The organism is Haloarcula montana (assembly GCF_035666295.1).
GTDB lineage: Archaea > Halobacteriota > Halobacteria > Halobacteriales > Haloarculaceae > Haloarcula > Haloarcula montana.
Window position 1 is genome coordinate 557,383 of the sequence record NZ_CP142027.1, and the last position, 20,738, is coordinate 578,120.

The 20,738-nt window shown below is 65.4% G+C and carries 19 protein-coding genes and 1 tRNA gene; 7 read left to right on the top strand and 13 right to left on the bottom strand.

What is annotated here, in order from left to right:
• Positions 1-28: 28 nt before the first annotated feature.
• Positions 29-994, bottom strand: a complete 966-nt coding sequence (locus VJ109_RS02990; RefSeq protein WP_324758893.1) for a beta-ribofuranosylaminobenzene 5'-phosphate synthase family protein — start codon at positions 992-994, stop codon at positions 29-31.
• Between the two features lie 99 nt (positions 995-1,093).
• On the opposite strand from VJ109_RS02990, the gene VJ109_RS02995 reads away from it, so the two are divergent.
• From VJ109_RS02995 to VJ109_RS03015, 5 genes are all read left to right on the top strand, one after another.
• Positions 1,094-1,951 carry a DUF8073 domain-containing protein gene (locus VJ109_RS02995; RefSeq protein WP_324758895.1) on the top strand — a complete coding sequence of 286 codons (858 nt, stop codon included), beginning with the start codon at positions 1,094-1,096 and terminating at the stop codon, positions 1,949-1,951.
• Between the two features lie 125 nt (positions 1,952-2,076).
• Complete coding sequence (gene ilvD / locus VJ109_RS03000) at positions 2,077-3,804, top strand: dihydroxy-acid dehydratase (RefSeq protein WP_324758897.1); 1,728 nt, start codon at positions 2,077-2,079, stop codon at positions 3,802-3,804.
• An 82-nt stretch (positions 3,805-3,886) separates the two neighbouring features.
• Positions 3,887-4,645 carry a mechanosensitive ion channel family protein gene (locus VJ109_RS03005; protein WP_324758899.1) on the top strand — a complete coding sequence of 253 codons (759 nt, stop codon included), beginning with the start codon at positions 3,887-3,889 and terminating at the stop codon, positions 4,643-4,645.
• Between the two features lie 67 nt (positions 4,646-4,712).
• A complete protein-coding gene (locus VJ109_RS03010; RefSeq protein WP_324758901.1) occupies positions 4,713-4,952 on the top strand; it encodes a hypothetical protein in 240 nt (79 codons plus the stop codon).
• Positions 4,953-4,994: 42 nt separating this feature from the next.
• Positions 4,995-5,441 carry a peroxiredoxin gene (locus tag VJ109_RS03015; RefSeq protein ID WP_324758902.1) on the top strand — a complete coding sequence of 149 codons (447 nt, stop codon included), beginning with the start codon at positions 4,995-4,997 and terminating at the stop codon, positions 5,439-5,441.
• A 107-nt stretch (positions 5,442-5,548) separates the two neighbouring features.
• Here the strand turns inward: VJ109_RS03015 and VJ109_RS03020 are convergent, their stop codons facing one another.
• On the bottom strand, positions 5,549-6,919 hold the full coding sequence (locus tag VJ109_RS03020) for a sensor histidine kinase (protein WP_324758904.1): 1,371 nt from the start codon (positions 6,917-6,919) through the stop codon (positions 5,549-5,551).
• A gap of 355 nt (positions 6,920-7,274) precedes the next feature.
• Here VJ109_RS03020 and VJ109_RS03025 point away from each other — a divergent pair, with 355 nt between their 5' ends.
• Entirely contained in the window at positions 7,275-9,200 is a 1,926-nt protein-coding gene (locus tag VJ109_RS03025) for a cation:proton antiporter domain-containing protein (protein ID WP_324758906.1), read from the top strand.
• Between the two features lie 95 nt (positions 9,201-9,295).
• On the opposite strand, the gene VJ109_RS03030 is transcribed toward VJ109_RS03025, so the two are convergent.
• From VJ109_RS03030 to VJ109_RS03055, 6 genes are all read right to left on the bottom strand, one after another.
• A complete protein-coding gene (locus VJ109_RS03030) occupies positions 9,296-9,724 on the bottom strand; it encodes a hypothetical protein (RefSeq protein ID WP_324758907.1) in 429 nt (142 codons plus the stop codon).
• Positions 9,725-10,342: 618 nt separating this feature from the next.
• Positions 10,343-10,413 (bottom strand) — tRNA-Pro (locus VJ109_RS03035).
• Positions 10,414-10,531: 118 nt separating this feature from the next.
• Positions 10,532-11,422 (bottom strand): RNA-guided pseudouridylation complex pseudouridine synthase subunit Cbf5, encoded by an 891-nt coding sequence (locus tag VJ109_RS03040; RefSeq protein ID WP_324758909.1) that lies wholly within the window; start codon positions 11,420-11,422, stop codon positions 10,532-10,534.
• Entirely contained in the window at positions 11,422-12,000 is a 579-nt protein-coding gene (cmk, locus tag VJ109_RS03045; protein WP_324758911.1) for a (d)CMP kinase, read from the bottom strand. The genes VJ109_RS03040 and cmk overlap by 1 nt, the downstream gene beginning before the upstream one ends.
• A 118-nt stretch (positions 12,001-12,118) precedes the next feature.
• Positions 12,119-13,012 carry a DUF106 domain-containing protein gene (locus VJ109_RS03050; RefSeq protein WP_324758912.1) on the bottom strand — a complete coding sequence of 298 codons (894 nt, stop codon included), beginning with the start codon at positions 13,010-13,012 and terminating at the stop codon, positions 12,119-12,121.
• A 36-nt stretch (positions 13,013-13,048) separates the two neighbouring features.
• On the bottom strand, positions 13,049-13,699 hold the full coding sequence (locus VJ109_RS03055; RefSeq protein ID WP_276180543.1) for an adenylate kinase: 651 nt from the start codon (positions 13,697-13,699) through the stop codon (positions 13,049-13,051).
• 228 nt (positions 13,700-13,927) lie between these two features.
• Between VJ109_RS03055 and VJ109_RS03060 the strand changes: the two genes are divergently transcribed.
• Positions 13,928-15,652, top strand: a complete 1,725-nt coding sequence (locus VJ109_RS03060; protein ID WP_324758914.1) for a BGTF surface domain-containing protein — start codon at positions 13,928-13,930, stop codon at positions 15,650-15,652.
• A gap of 97 nt (positions 15,653-15,749) precedes the next feature.
• On the opposite strand, the gene VJ109_RS03065 is transcribed toward VJ109_RS03060, so the two are convergent.
• The 5 genes from VJ109_RS03065 to VJ109_RS03085 all read right to left on the bottom strand — a co-directional run bounded on the left by VJ109_RS03065 (position 15,750) and on the right by VJ109_RS03085 (position 20,737).
• A complete protein-coding gene (locus tag VJ109_RS03065) occupies positions 15,750-16,574 on the bottom strand; it encodes a M48 family metalloprotease (RefSeq protein WP_324758915.1) in 825 nt (274 codons plus the stop codon).
• A 152-nt stretch (positions 16,575-16,726) separates the two neighbouring features.
• Complete coding sequence (locus VJ109_RS03070) at positions 16,727-17,338, bottom strand: ArsR/SmtB family transcription factor (protein WP_324758916.1); 612 nt, start codon at positions 17,336-17,338, stop codon at positions 16,727-16,729.
• Between the two features lie 38 nt (positions 17,339-17,376).
• Positions 17,377-18,705: a S8 family peptidase gene (locus tag VJ109_RS03075; RefSeq protein ID WP_324758917.1), complete on the bottom strand. Its 1,329-nt coding sequence runs from the start codon at positions 18,703-18,705 to the stop codon at positions 17,377-17,379.
• Between the two features lie 233 nt (positions 18,706-18,938).
• Complete coding sequence (locus tag VJ109_RS03080; protein WP_324758918.1) at positions 18,939-20,075, bottom strand: ABC transporter permease; 1,137 nt, start codon at positions 20,073-20,075, stop codon at positions 18,939-18,941.
• Entirely contained in the window at positions 20,072-20,737 is a 666-nt protein-coding gene (locus tag VJ109_RS03085; RefSeq protein ID WP_324758920.1) for an ABC transporter ATP-binding protein, read from the bottom strand. The genes VJ109_RS03080 and VJ109_RS03085 overlap by 4 nt, the downstream gene beginning before the upstream one ends.
• Position 20,738: the final 1 nt, after the last annotated feature.

Genomic DNA, 20,738 nt, shown 5'->3' on the forward strand with positions numbered 1-20,738 from the left:
AGGCGGTGTTTTTCGACGCGTTCGCCGATCACTCCGCGAGGTCGGCCCCGGTGTTTCGCGGGGCGACGACCCGAACCGTCCCCTCGACACCCGCGGACGCCAACGCGTCCTGGCCCGCCTTGCGCGCCGTCTGCTGGTCCTCGACTGTGGTGAGTCCCCAGACCGTCGGTCCCCACGACGACTGGCCGGCACCGGTGATCGCCGGCACGTCGTTCAACCGCTCGACGAGTTCGCCCGCCGGCGGACGGTAGACGCCACCTTGCTCGTCGGCGTACCAGGCCCCGTTGAGCCGGCCCAGACGGGCCGCGGCCGACCCGAACGCGCGCCGGTCCCGCGTGGCGATCGCGGGGAGGAGCTGTCGAGTCAGCAGTGTCGAGATCTCGTCCGCGATCCCGGGATCGGCACGCTCGACGGCGTCGCGCATACTCCGGTCCTCCGTCGCGCCGCTGCGTCCGTGTTCGACATCGGGGACGACCAGCAGGAACCGCCAGTCGGCTGGAACGTCGTGGCGGGCCAGCACCGGCGGGACCTCCCAGTCGCCCTCGGCGGGCGGTTCGGCGGTGAACCGCTCGGTCGGGTGGCCGCCGTCGACGACGAACCCGCCCTGGAGGAAGGTGGCGACGCCGATGCCGCTTCGTCCCCCACGACCCAGTGCCGGCGCGTAGCTCCGTGCGTCGGCAGTCAGATCGTGAGCACGGGCGACGGCGATCAGCGCCGCCAGCGAGAGCTGTGTCCCGCTCCCGAGTCCGACGTGGCGCGGGAACCGCTCGGTGACCGACACCGCCGCGCCGGGCACGTCCAGTACGTCGACCGCGCGCTCGACGTACGGCCGCGCAGCCTCGTCGTCACACCGGAGTTCAGCGGCGGGCTCGGCCTCAACGACGAGTAGCGGCTCCGCCAGCGCGAGTCCGACACCACCGTAGAGTCGCTCGTGTGCCAGCGCGAGGTTCTGGAAGCCGAAGTGGAGTCGCGCGCCGGTCGTGACCGTCGGCATGACCGGCGGTTGGCCGCGACGAGGAATGAATGTAGCGACCCCGCGCCGGCCGGCGAAACGGCCGAAAAGTACATATCGACCAGTAGACTACCTCGGCACATGTCAGTCGACACGGCGTTGCGGGCCTTGGCCGATCACCTCGATACGTCGGCCAGCGCCGGGACCGCTGTCGAGCACGTGTCGGCAGCGACCGACGGCGAAGAACTCACGACGGAACTGACGATCGAGTTCCCGCTGGAACTGGCGACCGGCGCCGAGACGGTCACTGTCACGGACAGCGAGTACAGGGACGGGAGCGTCCACGTCGATATCTCGATGACTGTCGACGCTGAGACCCTCTGTGGGACGACCGCCGACGAGGGAGATCGCTCCGTGCCGAGCGCTCAGGACACCGAGGCTGCCGCCGGGAGCGAGGAGACGGCCGATCGGAACGCCAAAACGGATACCGGGACCGACGACACTGGGGCCGTCCCCGCGTACAAAGACCCCGAGCGGCTCCGAGAAGTCTACGAGGGTAACAACTCCTTCGCGGAGATGAAAGACGCTCTCGACGTGGACGTTACTGCCCAGACCGTTCGGCGAAACATGATCAAACACGGGATTCACGAGCCCGAGACGAACGCTGGGTCCGAAGCGGACGACAGCCCCGAACCCGACGACACCCGTCCGGCCCCTGAGCCGGGGTCCCGGGCGTTCGACGACGCCGATCTCCCCGAAGGGATCACCCCAGAGGATGTCCGCGACGCGGCAACGGAGTCGAGTTCCCTCCACGGTGCACAGCTCGCCCTGGATCTGGACATGGGCGAGACGCGGTCACTGCTGAAGGAGCTGGGCGTCCTCGAACACGTCACCGGACGGATCGCCGACCACGAGGACGACCCCGACCCCGCCGAGATCGAGCGCCAGATCTACGACTCGCTGACAGCGCGTGCCGACGGCGGCGAGAACGACGACTGAGTCGCTGGCCCCGGCCGATCGGTACGCGTGCCCTGCCCCCGAGAGAGTCTACTGTGACGGGGAGCCGTGGGTTACGGTACCGCGACTACAAGTTATTTAAGGTCGCCCGCGGCTTCGGTAGTGGTATGAGTCAGCAGGAACACCACGAGCGACCGGAGAAGGACCCCGACCTCCGGAGCAACGAAGTCACCGAAGGGCCGGAACACGCCCCCCATCGGGCGATGTTCCGGGCGATGGGCTACGACGACGAGGATCTGTCCTCGCCGATGATCGGCCTGGCCAACCCCGCAGCGGATATCACGCCGTGTAACGTCCACTTGGACGACGTGGCCGACGCTGCCTACGACGGCATCGACGACGCCGGCGGGATGCCCATCGAGTTCGGGACCATCACCATCTCCGACGCCATCTCGATGGGGACCGAGGGGATGAAGGCCTCGCTCATCTCCCGGGAGATGATCGCCGACTCCGTCGAACTGGTCTCCTTTGGCGAACGCATGGACGGGCTGGTCACCATCGGCGGCTGTGACAAGAACATGCCCGGCATGATGATGGCCTCCATCCGGACCGATCTGCCCAGTGTCTTCCTCTATGGCGGATCGATCATGCCCGGGGAACACGACGGTCGCGAGATCACGATTCAGAACGTCTTCGAAGGAGTCGGTGCCGTCGCCGAGGGCGAGATGAGCGAGGACGAACTCGACGAGATGGAGCGCAACGCCTGTCCCGGCGCTGGCTCCTGTGGCGGGATGTTCACCGCCAACACAATGGCCTCGATCTCCGAGGCACTCGGGTTCGCGCCGCTGGGGAGTGCCAGCCCGCCGGCCGAACACGAGTCCCGCTACGAGGAGGCCCGGCGCGCCGGCGAACTCGCCGTTGAAGTCGTCGCCGAACAACGCCGTCCTTCCGATTTCCTCACTCGGGAGTCCTTCGAGAACGCCATCGCCTTGCAGGTCGCCGTCGGCGGATCGACCAACGCCGTCCTCCACCTGCTCGCGCTGGCCGCCGAGGCCGGTGTCGACCTCGACATCGAGACGTTCAACGAGATCAGCAAGCGCACGCCCAAGATCGCCGACCTCCAGCCCGGCGGCGAGCGGGTGATGAACGACCTCCACGAGGTCGGCGGCGTCCCGGTCGTCCTGAACGCACTGTACGAGGCCGACCTCCTGCACGGCGACGCGCTGACGGTCACCGGCAACACCATGGGCGAGGAACTGGAGGCGTACGACCCGCCGGCGATCGAGGAGCTAGACGCCGACTACCTCTACACCGTCGACGAACCCAAAAACGAGCAGGGCGCCATCCGCATCCTCACCGGTAACCTCGCGCCCGACGGCGCCGTCATCAAGATCACGGGCGAGGACCATCTCCACCACGAAGGCCCCGTTCGGGTCTTCGACGAGGAGGAAAACGCCATGCAGTACGTCCAGGAGGGCCACGTCGAGTCCGGTGACGCCATCGTCATCCGCAACGAGGGTCCCCAGGGCGGCCCCGGCATGCGCGAGATGCTCGGCGTCACCTCCGCCGTCGCCGGCCAGGGCCACTCCGAGGACGTAGCCCTGTTGACCGACGGCCGCTTCTCCGGCGCGACACGGGGCTTCTCGATCGGTCACGTCGCCCCCGAGGCCTACGTCGGTGGTCCGATCGCCGCCCTAGAGGACGGCGATCAGATCACGATCGATATCGACAACCTCGAACTGTCGATCGATCTCACCGACGAAGAGATCGAACAGCGCCTCGACGACCACGACCCCGAACCCGCCTACGACAACGGCGTGCTGGCGAAGTACTGCCGGGACTTCGGTTCTGCGGCCAACGGCGCCGTGACCAATCCCGGCGTGAAGTGGGACTGAGATCGGTAGCGTTCGGACCTGAACTCGGGATATATCACCATCGCCGAATTTAAATACTATCCCGAACCACTCCGGAACAAACGTGCTCGACGGAGTGACAGCAGCTGACGAACTGGTGAACAGTACCGATCAATCAGTCTCGGGCGTCCCGTTGCAGGCGTCACAACCGGCCGAACCGCTTCTCCCGGAGTTGAGCGCCAAAATCGCGGGCGTCATCGGTGCCATAGAGCCGACCGTTACTGTCGCGTTTGCCGTCTTCGTCCCGCTGTTCGCTCTGTTCGTTCTCGGACCGTGGGTCGGTAGCCGGGTCGTGGCCGTCACGCGACGCATCGACCTCGGGGAGGCGATCATGGAGACACCACTGGGCGGGGCGTTCGTCTCGTCTAGTGAGGTACACGACCTCCTCTCGGGGATCGTCACCGCGCTGTTCGTGCTCATCGGGCTCGTGGTATCGCTGAGTCTGCTGGAGTTCAACCGGATGGTCGAGTGGGCTATCGCCGGTGCGCGGTACGTCCCGTCACTGTTCGGTGGCGTGGTGATCCTGTTGGTCGGATTCGTCGTCGCCGGCTACGTCTCTCGCTCGATCAAGGACACCGAGGTCGTCGGCGAGACCGATTTCGCGCCCCCGATCGCACTGGCTGGACGCGCCGTCGTCTACTTCACCGCGGTGTCGCTCGCGCTGGACGCGTTCGGATACAGTACGGCCATCCTGAACACGATGGTACAGGCGGTCGCGATCGGACTCGGGTTAGGTGTGGCCATAGCACTCGGCATTGGGTTCGGTCTCGGCAGTCAGGAGTACGTCGCCGAGCGGATCGGCGGCTGGGTCGAAGACGGGTAACGGGAGTCGGGCGGGACCACGGCCCCGAGGCACAACATCCGAATATCTGGACCCCGTAGTTCTCGCTGTGCCAGAGACGTATCTGTGTGCGAACTGTCGTGCGACGATCACCAGGGAGTTCGGCGTTCGATCGGTCATCCGGACCTGTGAGGAGTGCGATCGGAACGGCCGGTTCCTGCACACGTCGCTGGTCGACTCGCTGGAGTCGATCCCCGACTCGGACAGACCCGACGAATGGGAGACGATGCCCCTCGACGAGCGGTTCACGGACGCGCTCAAGCGAGGGCTCATCCAGTTGACCCGGTGACGGATCCGAACCCGTATTGTGTCGCCGCTCCAACGACCGGGTATGCTCGAACCCGGAGCCGACGCACCGGCAGTCAGCGCGACGAACCAACACGGAGAGACAGTTACTCCCGATTTCTCGACGCCGACAGTCGTCTACTTCTATCCCAAAGACGACACGCGGGGCTGTACCGTCGAGGCCAACGAGTTCCAGGCCGCGTTGCCGCAGTTTCGGGAGGGTGGAATCAGCGTCTACGGTGTCTCGATGGACGGCGTCGAGAGCCACGCCGCGTTCGCCGAGGCCGAAGGGCTGTTGTTCGATCTGCTTGCGGACCCTGCTGGCGAAGTCGCTGCTGCCTTCGGCGTCGACACGAGCGCGGGCCATACCGGTCGGCACACGTTCGTCCTCGCCGACGACGAGGTGGTAGGGGTCTACGATTCCGTCGACCCGAACGGCCACACCCAGGACGTCCTGACCGATGTCCGCAACGAGTTCGTCCGCGGTGGCTGAGACAGCGAGTTCTGTGACAGTCAGTGCATATTTCACTCGAGCGTGACCTCCAGTGCTCGGGTGGTGCCAGGGGGAAGACCCGGTCCCGAACACGTCAGTCGCCGACGCTACTCGTGAAGCTCGACGTTCACGATGTCGAAGCGTATCCCGCCGTCGGCAGCCTCCGAGAGTTCGATCTCCCACCCGTGGTTCTCGGCGACCGTTCGAGCGATATAGAGCCCGAATCCGGTGTTGCCCTCGACAGTCGTGTAGCCGGCGTCGAACACCCGTTCCGGCGGCTCGACATCGACACCTGGGCCGTCGTCTGCGACGAAGAACCCGTCCGGTGTCGCTCCGACAGTGACGGTGACCGACGGGCCGACGTGTTCCAGTGCGTTCTGGAAGAGAAACTGCATGAGCAGCCCGGCGGACTCCTGGTCCGCGACGAGGCGAGCATCGCTTTCGATCCGGAGTTGGGCCTGACTCTCGGCAAGGGTGTCCCAGACCTCGCGGCTGAGTCGAGAGAGCCACACCGGCTCCTGGTCGGCGATTTCGGTCTCCTGTGTCGAGAGGGAGACAACGGTGTCGACGACAGCCGAGATGCGGGCGAGTGACGCCTCGATGTGGTCGAGTTCCTCGGCGTCACAGTCGAGGAGTTCGAGGCGTCCGTGCGCGATCTGGAGTTCGTTCCGGAACTTGTGGGCAGCCAGGAGTGCGACTTTCACCATCCGCTCGTGTTGGCGCCGCAGGTCACGTTCACGTGTCTTCCGGGTGGTGATATCCTGGGTGAGCCCGACCAGTCCCTGAATAGTATCGTCGGCGTCGTACCAGGGGACCTTCTTCGTGAGGACGTACTCGGCGCTCAGGCCGAGGAACTCCTCGACCTCGATCCGGTCGGTCTCACCGTCGAGGACAGCCATCTCGTCACGGTAGGCCGCTTTACTGTGTTCGTCGACCAGTTCACCGACTTCGAGATCCGTGAGCCCGATCCGGTCGGTCGGCTGGTTGAACCCACGCCCCATCATGACGTGTCTGGCCGCCTCGTCTTTCGCGTAGAGGTGATCGGGCATCTCGTTGAACAGCGAGAGCAGCAGTGTCTCCATCGGCGACGGCTCCCGACCGGCGACCGACGGTGCAGAGCTGTCGAGAGCGGCTCGAACTGCGGCCTCGACCGACGGGTCGCGAACAGTTGTGACATCGAGCGCGGTCACGCCGAGTTCGTCGGGCACCGTCGCCGGATCGACGCCGACGAGGACCACCGGGAGATCGGGGAACAGTTTCGTGACGCCGCGCGCGATGTCGACCCCTGCCTGCCCGTCGACGTGTTCGGGGAGGACTAGACAGTGGTACACTTCGGTTGTCAGCCTGTCGAATACGTCGGTGAGCGTGGTCAAGACAGTGGCTGAGACGGACGATTCGGCGAACGTCGCCCGAGCCGTCTCGGCGTCGACACCGAACCCAGCGACCAGCAGAACCGATCGTTTCTCGCAGTCCCCCATCGTAACTAGGATAGTGAGACGGATTCACCTCATTGTTTCGGCAGATCCCGTCGATTGCGTCCCGCTGTGAGAGGGGTCCCTGTTCATCGAGGCGACAAAAACGGCCACCATAAGCCGGACCGACAGTTCGGTGATGCGAAGGGCGAGCCGCCGTGTTCGGGCTGACCGACGCCCTCTCGCTGCTGAGCCCGTCACAATCACCCACTCGCTGTGGACAGTGCCACGGAGTGACAGGTTAACTTGGAGACGAGTCGGACCCGCCAACAGAGAATAGTTAAGTTCGCCCTCTCCGTTCGTGGTGGTTGTACATGGCTGTTCGAGATCCGGATAGACAGCAGTCACGACACTCTCGACGATGAGCGGGGCGCTCACGCTGCTGGGACCGGTCATCACCATCGTCGCACTGGGGGTCGCTGCACAGGTGCTGGCCGATCGCCTCGAAGTGCCGAGCGTCCTCTTTCTGATCCTCGCGGGAATCGCCGTCGGTCCCGAGGGCGTCGGCTACTGGCTCCCGGTGGCCGCCCAGGCGCTGCTGGGGTCGGAAACACCGACGTGGATCGCGGCGATCGATCCGATCGTCACCCGAGAGTCGTTCGGTGACGCCCTGCCGGCGATCGTGAGCTTCAGCGTCGCGATCATCGTCTTCGAGGGCGCCTTTCACCTCCGGATCGAACGGCTCCGACAGGCCCCTCGGGAGACGATCCGGCTCGTCACCATCGGGGCAGCGATCTCGTTGCTCGCGACGGCAGCCGTCGTCTACGTCGTCCTCGGCGCTTCCTGGCCGATCGCACTGCTGATCGGCGCGTTGCTGGTCGCGACGGGACCGACCGTGATCACGCCGATCATGAACGTCATCGCGGTCCGGGAGCGGGTATCCTCGACGCTTGAAACAGAAGGCGTCGTCAACGACGTCGTGGCGGCGATCCTCGCGGTCGTCACGTTCGAGTATATCGTACTGGCAGACAGTGGCCTTCTGCGATTCATCCAGGAGTTCGCGTTCCGTCTCGGCGTCGGCGTCCTCGTCGGCTGTGCAGTCGCCGTCCTCGTGTGGTATCTCCTCAGCCGCACCGAACTCACCGCCGAGAACGCCCCGCAGAACGCCCGCTTGATCGTCCTCGTCGCGGCACTCGTGATGTACGGGCTCGCGGACGCGGTGGTCGCGGAGGCCGGGATCGCCGCCGTCGCGGCCGGTGGACTGGTCCTGGGGAACGTCGATCTGCCCTACCGCGAGGAGATCGAGCAGTTCAAAGGCGACGTGACGCTGCTGGTGCTGGCGTTCGTCTTCATCACGCTCGCCTCGCTGCTCTCGATCGGTGACCTCCTCTCGCTAGGGCTGGGGGGAATCGTCGTGGTCCTCGTCGTGATGGCCGTCATCAGGCCCGTCGCGGTCGCGCTGTGTACGGTCGGCGACCGGTTTACGCTCGCCGAACGGACCTTTATCGGCGCGATCGGTCCGCGTGGGATCATCCCCGCCAGTGTGGCGACGCTGTTCGCCCTGGAACTACAACCGACGAACCCCGAGGCTGCGACGACACTGGTCGGAACGGTCTTTCTGGTCATTTTAGCGACCGTCGTCGTCGAAGGCGGGTTCGCCCGCCACATCGCCGAAGCACTCGACGTGATTCCAATGCGTGTCATCATTATCGGTGGTGGGCGTGTCGGTACCGCGCTCGCCGAACGACTGGAGGACAGGGGCGAAGACATCGTTATCGTCGATAACGACGAACAGGCGATCGAAGCTGCCAGAGAAGCGGGCTTCGCCGCGAAGCTCGGCGACGGCGGGGACAAAGACGTCCTCCGTGCAGCCGGCGCCGAGAACGCGAAGGTCGTCGCCTGTGCGACCAGCACCGACGACGTGAACCTCCTGATCGCACAGCTGGCGACGACCACCTTCGACGTCGAGACGGTCGTCTCCCGGGTGAACGATCCGGGTAACATCGACGCGTTCGAGGCGCTGGATGTCGAACCGATACAGACCGGCATGTCCGTCGCGTGGTCGATGGACAACGTCATCGAGCGGCCGGCCATCTCGAAGTGGATGACAGAACTCGATCGAATGGGCGACGTTCAGGAGGTCGAGATCAGCCGCGACGAACTCGACGGGATGACCGTCGCAGCCCTGACCGACGAACTCCCCGACGACTGCCACCTCGCGTTGATCAGCCGGGACGGCGACAACCACATGCCACACCGCGACGACCAGGTGTATCTGGGCGACCACGCGACCTTTATCGGTCGGACTGAAGCGGTCCGTGAGGCTATCGACTACTGTACGGCGTAACCGTGAACAGACGCCAGGACGGTCCGGTAAACGGTGTGTCGGCGTTCTAATATCGCCGTCGTGTGAAACGTCCGCGTTGCGTGTGAACCGGCGAACTACTGGATACCCCACCCGAGTGTGTACGTCCACGGGCCATCACCCGCGATGCGTAAGAGCGCGACTGTCACGGTCAGTTCGGGTTCGCTGTCGGACTCGATCGTCATCGGGTCGCCTCGGATCTCCCGCGAGGCCGGGACCGTGCGCGAGAACTCGGGCTCGCTCCCGTCGGAGAGCGTCGCGTTCTGGATCGGGAGATAGAGCGCCGCCTCCGTGTAATCGCCGGGAGGGATTCCCGTCTCGAACAGGGACACGGTCCCGCCGGCACCCACCGCTGTGAGATCGATATCCATCGTCGTCTCGTCTAGCCGGACGGTTGTCCCATCGGTCGTTGTCAGTTCGAGCGCTTCGAACGTCGTCTGGAGCGTCTGGAACTTGTCGATGTTCGACTGGGACGAACGGACACCCAGAGATACCGCCGTACTCACGGTCTCTGTATCGGGCGAACTCTGGGATGTCGCCGTCTCTGACGCCGGGGGCGTAGACTGTGCGGCCGACGTGGATTGTGCCGGCGTTGGCGTTCCAGTCGCCGTGGCGGTCTCCGTCGCGGCCGCATCGCCATCGCTTTCAGTGTCTCCGCCGCTCGAACAGCCAGCGAGAGTTGTACCAATGCCGGCGGCTGCCAGGGTTGCCAACCACCGTCGTCGGGTACGACCGTCTGTAGATCGGTCACTCATATGTGGCACCAGCTATAATTATCCCACAGAAGAACAAATTATTTATATTTATTCATTGAGACAATACTTTCTGTTAATTATAGCGTTAATCAGCTCTACGACGACTGAACCGTCCTCAACGAACTCACAGGGACCAAAATCCCACTTCTGGCGGCGTAATACCTCAATAATGTGACGTAGTTTGCGAACTGATAGGTCGGGTGATTCGGGGCTACTTAAAGAGCGACTAAATTCCAGACGAATCTCCGAAGGAAGTTGGTCGCTCGGACACCTAAGCGTACAGGTGTCGGCATCTATGAAACCGGAAAGTGGGACCGGCGAGAGACAACACTGCTGTCTCTCGTGCTCCCAGTTTCGCTCCGCGAAAAGTGGGACCGCCGAGACTCGAACTCAGGTCCGACGCACCCCATGCGCCGAGGATACCACTACCCCACGGTCCCGCACTCAGGGAGAGGGGGGTCGCCCTCTTAGGGGTGTCGTTTTCGGAGCGTCACGCGTGAGTGTTGCACACGTGGACCCGCCCGACGGCAGCGCCGTCGTGTCGGCTCACCACAGGACTCAGACCAGAACGCGTTCGAGCGTGACGACGACTCCGGAGTCAGCGTCAGGATCGCCGGTGAGGGTTCCCAGACAGACCACAGCACCGTCGGGGGTATAACAAGCGACGAGCCCGTCCTGCTCGGGCCGGTTCCCACCGACTGGTGCCGGCTCGGTGTCGATAACGCCGGGCGCGTAGACCGGTGCGCCGTCGGCGACCTCACGGGCGGCACTGGGGGCGATCGTCACCCTAGGAAGATCGACGAGCGCGCGCTCGGCCGGCTGAATTACCTCCCGAAGCGCCGCCTCGTCGCCCTCGTCGGCAAAGGCGAGCGCGTCGACGAGGTCGTGCATCGTCACGAGGGCCGTATCGTCGAAGCGTCCGGTCGCCGTCCGGCGCAGGTCACCCATGTGCGCGCCGGTCCCCAGCGCCAGCCCGATATCGTGACAGAGCTTCCGGATGTAAGTGCCCGACTCACAGCGGACTCTCAGTAGCGCCCGACGGTCGCTGCGTTCGAGGACGTCCAGCGCGTGGATCTGCCGGCTCCGGAGCTGTCGTTTGACGGCGCTCTTTCGGGGCGGTTTCTGGTAGATCTCGGTCTCGAACTCGGCGACGACGGTCTCGAAGTCCGCGGGAGCAGTCGCGTGGAGTTCCAGCACGGCGACGTACTCCTTGACAGCCTCGTCGAAGATACGGGCGGCGCGGGCGGCGTCCCCGAGCAACACCGGGAGACAGCCCGTGACCTTCGGGTCGAGGGTGCCGCCGTGGGCCACCCGGTCCTGTCCCGTCGCGTCCCGGACCCACGCGGCGACCTGGTGGGCCGACGGACCGGGCGGTTTATCGAGGTTGACGACGCCGAACGAGCGGAGGGTATCGAGGTCACGGTCCTCGGGTGAGCCACGGAGCGTCATCAGAACTCGTAGCGGATGTCTTCGATCGGGGCTTTCCCCTCGTCGCCGTCGGCGCTGTAGGATTCGACGGCATGAAGCGTGACGCTCAACACGCCCTGTGGGTCCCAGCGGGCCGTATTGACCGACAGGTCGTAGATCGAGAGGTCGTCGAAGTCGATGTCGTAGTAGTCGCTGTAGCGTTGGGCCTCGCTGGCCCCGCGTTCTCTGGTCTCCGTGCGGGCCTGGTCGAACGGTTTGTTCTCCCGCTGTGCGATGCGATCGGCGCGAACGTCCAGCGGTGCAGTGAGCCAGAGCTTGATGTCGGCGTACTCGCCGGCCATCCATCCCGCGAGACGTGACTCCAGGACCAGGTCGTCCCGTTCCTTGGCGATATCCCGGAGCCGACGGTCCAGATCCCGGTCGATCTGATCGTCTTCCTCGGCGGCTTTGTTCAGTTCCAGCGGTGTCATCCCGCGTTCCTCGGCGAGCGACCGGAAGATGTCGCCGCCGCTGACGTGGTCGTAGTCCAAGGCGTCGGCAAGACTCCTCGCGAGCGTGCTCTTGCCGCTCCCGGCTGGGCCGGAGACGGTGATCAACATACACGCACTCCGGGTGGCCGGTTAAAAGAGGCTGTCTTTCGTCTCCCATCGGCCGTAGATTTTGCGAGACCGTCGCCACCGCCTGGCGACCCCATTGCGGCAGTGACGCCTAACAGGATCACCCGGCGCCGGGCGAGGTCTGGACGTTCAGCGCCTTCCGGATGATCTGGGTGAACGAGAGCGAACACAGGAAGTACCAGACGATCCAGGCCTGCATCGGGCCGACGACGCCCTGTCGCCAGGCTTCGACCTCCCCGTAGATGGGGAACACTGCCACTGGTGCCTCCAGGGTCAGACCGGGGCCGAAGACCATCCAGTAGAGCCACAGGAAGATGGGGATGTTGATGACCATGATCCACACCATCGGTCGGAACTGTTTCTTGAACATCCCGAGCTGGTCGCCCATCATCTCCATCTGTTCCTCTTCGAGACGGTCCAGCGCTTCCTGGTCGTCCCGCTCTTTGGCCTTCTTCCGGCGTTCCTGGATGTCCTGCATCTTCTCCTGGTGTTGCTCCATGCCGGACATGTCCATCAGGTTGTCCTGCAGGATCGTCGAGTTCGCACCCGTGATGACCGCCAAGACGAGGATGACGACGTAGAACGGGAGGATATCGGCCAGCGGGCCGAGCGCGATATCCAGGACGCCACCGATGGCGTTCCGGACGGAGTTCAGCGAGTAGCCGGCGAACATCCCGAGCGTCGCGAGGCCGGCGAGTTTGTCCCAGGTGGTCCAGCCCCCGTCGTCGTCCTCCTCCTCGGGGACGGCGTCGGACTCATCGAGTGCCTCCCGGACCCCGTCCGGGTCCTCGACGACGAACCCCTCGCCGTCGGCGTCGATGAGCAAGCCGGATTCGATCAGACGGCCCCACTCACCGCTGGTCATCTCATCGCTGACGTCACTCCAGGTGACCGTCCCCTTCTCCTCGGCGACAGTGAGGACTTCCTGGAGGGCGTCGGTCAGGGCCTCGCCGTCCTCGGCCAGTCGTTCTACCTTCGGCGCGGTGCGTGCCATTGTCAGTTAGTACAGCGGTGATGGTTTATCAACGTTTTACTCTACGCGTGCGTCGACGGCGTCACTGATGGCCGCCCAGACCTCGTCGGGCGTCCCCTCGCCGTCGATGGTGACGAAGCCGTCGTGGTCCTCGTAGTGGTCGATGACCGGTGCGGTGTTGTCCTGGAAGACATCGAGCCGATTCCGAACGGACTCCTCGTTGTCGTCCTCGCGTTGGATCAACTCGCCACCACAGTCGTCGCAGACGCCCTCGGTCTCGGGCGGGCTGAACTCGACGTGGTAGTTGGCGCCACAGTCGTCACAGATCCGGCGGCCGGTCAGCCGATCGACCAGTTCCTCACGGTCGACTTCGAGGCTGAGGATCACGTCGAGAGCAGTCATCCCCGACAGTTCCTCCGCTTGTTCGAGGTTCCGTGGGTAGCCGTCCAGGACGAACCCGTCGGCCTGGGAGAGCGCCTCGTCGACGATGGCGTTGACGACGGCGTCGGGAACGAGGTCGCCGGCCTCCATGTACGCACGCGGCGTGTCGTACTCCGTGTCCATCTCGCTGATGTCCATGTCCTTGTTCGCCCGGAGCGCGTCGCCGGTCGTGATGTGCTCGATCCCGTACTCCTCGGCGAGGTTCGCGCTCTGCGTGCCCTTCCCGGCGCCGGGTGGCCCCAGGATCAGCAGTCGAGGGTTCGACATGGGCGCGAGTTCAGTGGCCCCGGTTAAATGGTTGTCCAAACGCCGGCGTCGTCGGCCGGCTTCGGGACCGTCGTCTCGTGCCGTTCAACTGCCGATTTGAGCTTCCGGCGCGGTTTTTTATATGCCGTCTGTACGATTAGCTGGCATGAACCCGTGCCCTCCACCGACCACTCACGGTCGATCACAGACAGTACAGGCAGCCAACAACCCATCCCGGGAGGTGAGACGATGAGCCGGGTCCGGACGGTCCTGATGGCCCTGGCACTCGTCGGAACCGCACTCGCCGTACCGACGGGTGTGACCGCCGCCGAGGGGACACAGATCGGCGACGGCGAGACCGTGACGCTCGCTCCCGGGGCGAACCAGACGCTCACCGGCGAGACCGACCTCGATCCAGGGACGACCGTGACGGTTCGGCTCCAGTCCCAGCCCAACGAATCCTCGCCGTTCATCAAACAACAGTCGGCGACCGTCCGCGAGGACGGGACCTTCACCGCACAGTTCGATATGACGGTGATCGATCCTGGGACGGCGTTCAACGCCAGCGTCCGATCCGACGGACAACGCCTCACGAACACGACCGGGACGATCGTCCCCTGTGACGGTGGCTGTGAGACGGCAGACGACGCCGGATCAGCGACGAGTGACACCGGTACGACGCTTGACTATCAGGGCGAAACACTCTCGCTGTCGGCCGCACCCGGACAGCAGATCACGGGCCAGAGCGATCTCGACCCGGGGACGACGCTGACAGTCCGACTGCGCTCTGTCGATCCGGACTCCCCGTTCCTCCGCCAGCGGTCCGCCACTGTCCAGCCGGACGGATCGTTCCAGATGGCCATCGACATGAGTGAGGTCCCCGCCGGGGCCGGCTTCGAGGTGACCGTCCACAGCGGCGGTGAGACGCTGGTAGAAACCGGCGGGTCCGTCGTCGAGTGCGACAGCGACTGCCGTGACGTGACGGTAACGCCGGACGACGGAGACTACGAGACGCGGGTCACCAGCGTCGACACCAACAGCGTCGGCATGTCGCCGCTCGCTGAGGGTGTCGCAGGGAAGACGGTCCCGATTCAGGTCTCTGTCGGCGACCGTGACAACGCCTCGATCTCGATCGGCGGGCCGGCAGTGAACTACCAGCTGAACGCCACCGTCCGGGACGGCAACGACGACCGCCGCGTGCTGTTGCGGTTCCACACCGGCGCCGTCGGGTCCGACGAACCGACCCTGACCGCCAAGGACGCCAACGATTCGGTTACGATCACCTCCGAGACGGAGCTATCCACCAACCGACTGGACCCCGCGAGCTACGACGCGGCCGTGTTCGCCAGCGAGACGCCGACCGGTGAGCCGGTCACCGTAGGGACAGTCGTTCTCCACGCCGGTGACTCGGAGGGTGGTCTCCCCGCATCTAGCCAGCCCGACACCGCGGACGTGGAGACGGAACTCGGCCTCGACGAGACGATCGTTACGACGCGGACCGGCCAGCAGACGACGATGAAGCTGTTCATGGGGAACCACAGCACTGCCACCGTCGCTATCGGGAGTCCCGAGAGCGGCGTTGCGCTGAACGCGACTGTCGAGGACGGCAACGGCGACGGGACGGTCCCGCTGCTGTTAGACACGACGGCGGTCGGCGACGAGGACCAGCAGGCCCTGATAGCCGGTCAGGAGAGTGACTCCGTCACGATGACCACCCAGCAGGCAGACGGAACGCTCTCGCCCGGCGACTACGACATCGATCTCTACGCCGGTGAGACAGCCGACGGGACTCCCGACGACATCGGGACGCTGTCGGTACAGGGGTCGCTGACGAACGACACCGATACGACCCCGCCTGCCACTCCCAGCGACGACGGTCCCCAGTCGTCGCTGCTGGGCGGCGGCGCGCTCGCTGTCGGCGGTATCCTGGCTATCGCCGGACTCGGGCTGACGCTCGGCCTGTTCCGCGACTGACGCTGCCACCGGTTCCGCCTCGTTCTGGCGAGGCGCACCCACCGTGACGGCTGTACCGTCAGCCACACACCGGACGCGGCTGGGCCGATCCAGCTGATCAGTTCCGGAGTCGCTGAATTCGTTTCTCCGTGGGCGGATGCGTCGAGAACAGTCGTTCGAACAGCCCCGTGTCGGCGTTGAAGATACAGAGGGCGTTCATGCTGTCCTCGACAGTCGACTCACGACCCTCTGCACCACGGGAGATTTTTTCGAGGGCGCGCGCCAGTGGCTCCCCAGTGCCGATAGCTCGCCTGGCGTCCGCATCAGCGACGTACTCGCGGTACCGCGAGATGGCGAGGACGAACACCATCACGAGCGCGTTCGCGATCGAGGAGGCGACCATCGCCAGAATCCACGACCCGATGTTACGCTCACCGCCGAACAGCACCGCGAAGTACGCGACGTAGCCCACGAGCATCCCGATCGACTGCCCGACGACCATGGTTATCACGTCCCGGTTTTTGATGTGGGCCAGTTCGTGAGCGACCACGCCTTCGAGTTCGTCGTCGTCTAACAGCTGCAGCAACTCGGTCGAGACGACGACGACCCCGGCACCTTTCCGCCCGACGGCGAAGGCGTTCGGGACGCCCATGTCCATCGTCATGAGTCGGGGTTCGTCGATGCTCATATCGCGGCAGAGCCGCCGGACCATCTGGTGGACGTAGCCGAACCGCTGGTCGTCGGGCATATCCTCGGCGTTCCGGAGCGCCAGCCACTTCCCGAGTTTGTACTGGACAGCCGGAACGACGAGAATACCGACCAGTAACACCGGTATCAGCGGCAGTCCCAGAAGTACCGACAGTGCGGTCCCGGCGAAGAGATAGAACGCAAACAGGATCGCACCGACGACGAGCATCCGTAGTTGTAGGCCAACGTCTGTCATAGGGAATGCTACCCCGTCTGTCTGTAAAAGCCCCTTGAACCGGTCTCGCGGCTGTTCCACTCATCCAAGAGACATATGTAGCGCGTCGGTATCGAAATCTCAGTAGACGGTCAGCACAGAGCGCGCATTCGTCACGGCCGTTGTCCGAGGGATCACCGCTGCAATGTCAGTGCCGTCACCGCCGCGAGGACCAGACACACCATGAAAAAGAGTACGCCGGGTTCGATGACCTCGAAGACCATCCAGCCGACCGAGCCGTCGGGAAACGCCACCGACCCCTGGCTCGATGGGCCGGCTGCGCCGAGCGCGGTTCGGTTCCGGACGAGCAGTTCGGCGCCCCACTGGACGAACAACGCCGCGCCGGCGAGCAGCCCGATCCCGCCGACGAGTTCGGTGATCGACTGCTCGGTCGTCTCGGCTGGCTGTTGGTTGCCGACGAAGACGAGCGGGTCGTTGGCCGGCCCATACACCGTCATCTCGTTGCCTTTCTCGGAGTAGACCGTCTCGACGGGCTCGACAAGCCCCGTCGACTCCAGGTTCGAGAGGTGGTAGTCGACGTTCTGGATGGACGTATCGATCCGGTCGGCGATCTCCGAGGCGGTACCGGGCTCCTCGAACAGCGCCCGGAAGGTCGCCCGGCGTGTCTCCGACCCCAGCGCGTCGAGCACCGCGTCGGCGTCACCGTCGGTCATCTCGATGACACGCGGCGTCTCGGCCGTGGTCGTCGTCGAACGGTCCTGCAAGCGTGAGATGAGCCCCGACATGTGACGTATCCGGACGTTCGATGCACAGCCACAAATCCCTATCCGTTACTCAAATCGTCGTTTGAATCGTTGTGAACGACCGCGACAGCCTGTGTCGGCTCCAGGCTCCCCGCACCGGACAGCCGATCCGGACCCGTCGGTTCGCCGCTGGTGGTCGTCACGCTCCGTTCGACGCCTGCGGGCGAGAGCGTTCGGTTCGCATCGAGCATCAGTGCGACCGTCCCCGCGGTGTAGGCGGCCGCCGCCGACGTGCCGTTGAACCCGTCGGGCTTGGTCGCGGCCACCTGTCCGTCGGGGGCGACGACATCGACACCCCCTCGTTCGTCTCCCGTCGGACCGCCGGAGCTGTAGGGCCTGACCGCCCCGGTCTGTGGATCGTAGGCACCGACGGCGAGGACGCTCGGGTCCGTCGCCGGCGGGGCGACACTCCCCGGCGACTGAAACTGGAGCGTGTGTGTGGGCGATTCGAGGTCCAGGTGTGCGCCCGTCGCGTTGGCGGGGCCGGTGATCCGGACGTAGTACGTCCCCGGCTGGAGCCGGGCGACGATCCGTTCGTTAGGGACGCTGTCGGCCAGATACGGTTGCGAGCGGGCGACGAGCCTGTGGGCCGTTCCGTTGGTCCAGTAGAGTTCGGCCGTGTACTCCTCGGGACGGTGGGCCTCGTCCCAGGAGAGCCACAGGCGGAGTCGCGACTGGCCGGTCGTCCGCAGGTAGTTTCGCGTTCCGCCGTCGAAACTGTGGACGCCACCGTTGACCGGTTGATACGTCCCGTTCCAGTGCCCCTGTGCGAGGTTGCCCACCGGAGCGACGAAGACGACACCCGTCTCCGTCGCCCGCCGCGCTACGTCGGCGGCGTGGGACTCCCCGTCGTCCGGCTTTCCGTAGAACGACATCGGCGCGACGATGACGTCCACGTCCTCGCTGACGAGCCACTCGACGGCCGACTCGTAGCCGTTGGCAGTGTCGACGCTGGCGAGATAGAGGTCGCTGTCGGGGGCGTTCCGGGAGACCAGCGACGCCGCTGCGGTCCCGTGGCTGTCGCGGCCGCCGTTCGCGACCCCCTCACCCGGGGAGAACGAGCGTGTGTCGGCGACGTGGTCGGCGATGCCGGGATGGTCCGGATCGAAGCCCGTCACGTCGACGATACCGACATCGACGCCCGCGCCGGTGATCCCCGCAGTGTGGAGCCGCTCGATTTCCGTTCCCCGAACCGGGGTCCGGGGGGTGACTGCTTGGGAGGGCGGTGCGTCGTCGACGACAGCGTCGTCTGTGGCGAGGGTCCCACCGACCGTCGCGAGGACGCCGATAGAACCCACGAGGAGGGCAACAGCGGCAGTGAGGGCGAGCAGGGTTGTTCGTGACGACACAGTATCCATCTGTTTTCCGTAGGCTGTCAAAATCCTGCTGGGTTCGACCCGAGAGATCGCGAGGGGATCGGCTCGGACAGCGACAGAAAGTGCCCGTCGGAGCGGGGATGGAGCGTCAGCAGGGGAACGGTTGGGGGGTCAGCGTGTCCGTCGGGGGCGACGGGCAGGTGAACGATACACCGGTAGGAAGAAAAGCCCCAGAGCAGCGTTTCACAGTCTGAGACAGTGCCGGTTCAGTCCCGGAGTGCCTCCACGGGCCGGGCGTTCGCGGCCTTCCAGGCTGGGTAGAGCCCGCTGAGGAAGCTCGACACCGTCCCGAAGACGAACCCGACGACGGTGTAGCGAAGCGCTTCGGCGGTAAACGCCAGCGGGTCCGACAGGAGCTGGGCGTTGATCGCCATCCCCAGCAGGACGCTGAGACCGACACCGAGGACCGCACCGACGATGCCCAACAGCATCGCCTCGTTGAGCATCAGCCGCAGGACGTCCAACCGGTGGTATCCCACCGCCCGGAGGACACCGATCTCGCCTTTCCGCTCGATGGTCGACATCAGCATCACGTTGAGGATACTGACGGCGGCGACGAGCATCGAGACGGCGCCGACGCCCAGCAGGAACGTGTCGATCTGTGCCATCTGCTGGTTGAACCGCTCGATGGCCTGTTCGGCGTCCTGGACCGCATAGATCTCCTTGCGACCGTTGAGTTCCGCGTCGAGCGCGTCGGCCGTCCGGAAGGCTGCTTCGGGCGAGTCCGCACGGATGATCGCGGACTGGTAGCCGTCGGTCTCGACCTGAGGCTGTGGCACCACGACGGCGTCGTCGGTCCCGACGAGCGACGAGCGGCCGGACGGTTCGAGGACGGCGATCACGCGGTAGCTCTCGCCGTCGATCGTGACGCTGTCGCCGACGCCGACATCGAGTGTCTGTGCGAGTTCGGGGCCAACGGCGGCGCCGGAGCGCCACGTCTCGGGGATCTGCCCGCCGTCGGCGGCGACGAAGGCCCCGGGATCGGAGAGGCCGTACACCGTGGCCTGTTCAGTCGTCCTGAGCCCCGTCACCCCCGTCGAATACTGCGTGACGGTATGGACGGTGTCGCCGGTCGAGCGGTCGATGGCGGCGACGTGGTCCCTGGAGAACGCCTCGAACTCGGCGTCCTCGCCGGGCGTGATCCAGACGCTTCGCGTGATGTCGTCGACGCGGTTCAGCGTCGACTGTTCGAACGCAGCCCCGAACATTCCCAGGGAGGCGATGGCGACGACGCCGATGGTGATGCCAGCCATCGCTAAGGCCGTCCGGGCGCGTGCTCTGGTGAGGTTCTCCCAGGCGTAGGCGACCAGCGGCAACCGTCGGGAGAGGACCGACTCCATCATGTGTCGAGGCTCCCGTCGACGAGCGTGACGGTCCGGTCGGCGTACTCGGTCACCTGCTCGTCGTGGGTGACCGTGACGATGGCGACGTCCTCGTCGGCGACCCGCCCGAACACGTCCAGCACCTGTGCGCCGGTGTCCTGGTCGAGGTTCCCGGTCGGTTCGTCGGCCAGCAGGATGTCCGGGTCGTTGATCAGCGAGCGGGCGACCGCGACCCGCTGTTTCTGCCCGCCGGAGAGCTCGTCGGGGTAGTGGTCCAGCCGGTCGCCCATCCCGACCCGGCACAGCAGCTCTTCGGCCCGGTCGAGCAGCCGCGAGCGGTCCCCCCGGATCAGCGCCGGGACCGTGACGTTCTCCGTGGCGGTCAGGGTCGGCACCAGGTAGAACGACTGGAAGACGAAGCCGACCGTCTCCCGGCGGAGGTCGGTCCGTTCGCGGACCGACAACGACGAGACCGCCTCGTCCTCGACGGTCACCGAACCGTCGGTCGGTTCGTCGAGCAGGCCCAGCAGGTTCAACAGCGTCGACTTCCCGCTCCCGCTTGGGCCGACGATGGCGACGAACTCGCCCGCCTCGACCGCGAGATCGACGCCGTCGAGCGCCCGCAGCGTTTTCTCCCCGGAGTCGTACTCCTTGACCGCGTTGGTCGTGCTGATGACGGCCATC

Excerpts from the sequence above, each read along its gene's own strand:
- VJ109_RS02990 (WP_324758893.1), bottom strand. The coding sequence starts at position 994 with ATGCCGACGGTCACGACCGGCGCGCGACTCCACTTCGGCTTCCAGAAC.
- VJ109_RS02995 (WP_324758895.1), top strand. The coding sequence starts at position 1,094 with ATGTCAGTCGACACGGCGTTGCGGGCCTTGGCCGATCACCTCGATACG.
- ilvD (WP_324758897.1), top strand. The coding sequence starts at position 2,077 with ATGAGTCAGCAGGAACACCACGAGCGACCGGAGAAGGACCCCGACCTC.
- VJ109_RS03015 (WP_324758902.1), top strand. The coding sequence starts at position 4,995 with ATGCTCGAACCCGGAGCCGACGCACCGGCAGTCAGCGCGACGAACCAA.
- VJ109_RS03020 (WP_324758904.1), bottom strand. The coding sequence starts at position 6,919 with ATGGGGGACTGCGAGAAACGATCGGTTCTGCTGGTCGCTGGGTTCGGT.
- VJ109_RS03025 (WP_324758906.1), top strand. The coding sequence starts at position 7,275 with ATGAGCGGGGCGCTCACGCTGCTGGGACCGGTCATCACCATCGTCGCA.
- VJ109_RS03040 (WP_324758909.1), bottom strand. The coding sequence starts at position 11,422 with ATGACGCTCCGTGGCTCACCCGAGGACCGTGACCTCGATACCCTCCGC.
- cmk (WP_324758911.1), bottom strand. The coding sequence starts at position 12,000 with ATGTTGATCACCGTCTCCGGCCCAGCCGGGAGCGGCAAGAGCACGCTC.
- VJ109_RS03050 (WP_324758912.1), bottom strand. The coding sequence starts at position 13,012 with ATGGCACGCACCGCGCCGAAGGTAGAACGACTGGCCGAGGACGGCGAG.
- VJ109_RS03055 (WP_276180543.1), bottom strand. The coding sequence starts at position 13,699 with ATGTCGAACCCTCGACTGCTGATCCTGGGGCCACCCGGCGCCGGGAAG.
- VJ109_RS03060 (WP_324758914.1), top strand. The coding sequence starts at position 13,928 with ATGAGCCGGGTCCGGACGGTCCTGATGGCCCTGGCACTCGTCGGAACC.
- VJ109_RS03065 (WP_324758915.1), bottom strand. The coding sequence starts at position 16,574 with ATGACAGACGTTGGCCTACAACTACGGATGCTCGTCGTCGGTGCGATC.
- VJ109_RS03070 (WP_324758916.1), bottom strand. The coding sequence starts at position 17,338 with ATGTCGGGGCTCATCTCACGCTTGCAGGACCGTTCGACGACGACCACG.
- VJ109_RS03080 (WP_324758918.1), bottom strand. The coding sequence starts at position 20,075 with ATGATGGAGTCGGTCCTCTCCCGACGGTTGCCGCTGGTCGCCTACGCC.
- VJ109_RS03085 (WP_324758920.1), bottom strand. The coding sequence starts at position 20,737 with ATGGCCGTCATCAGCACGACCAACGCGGTCAAGGAGTACGACTCCGGG.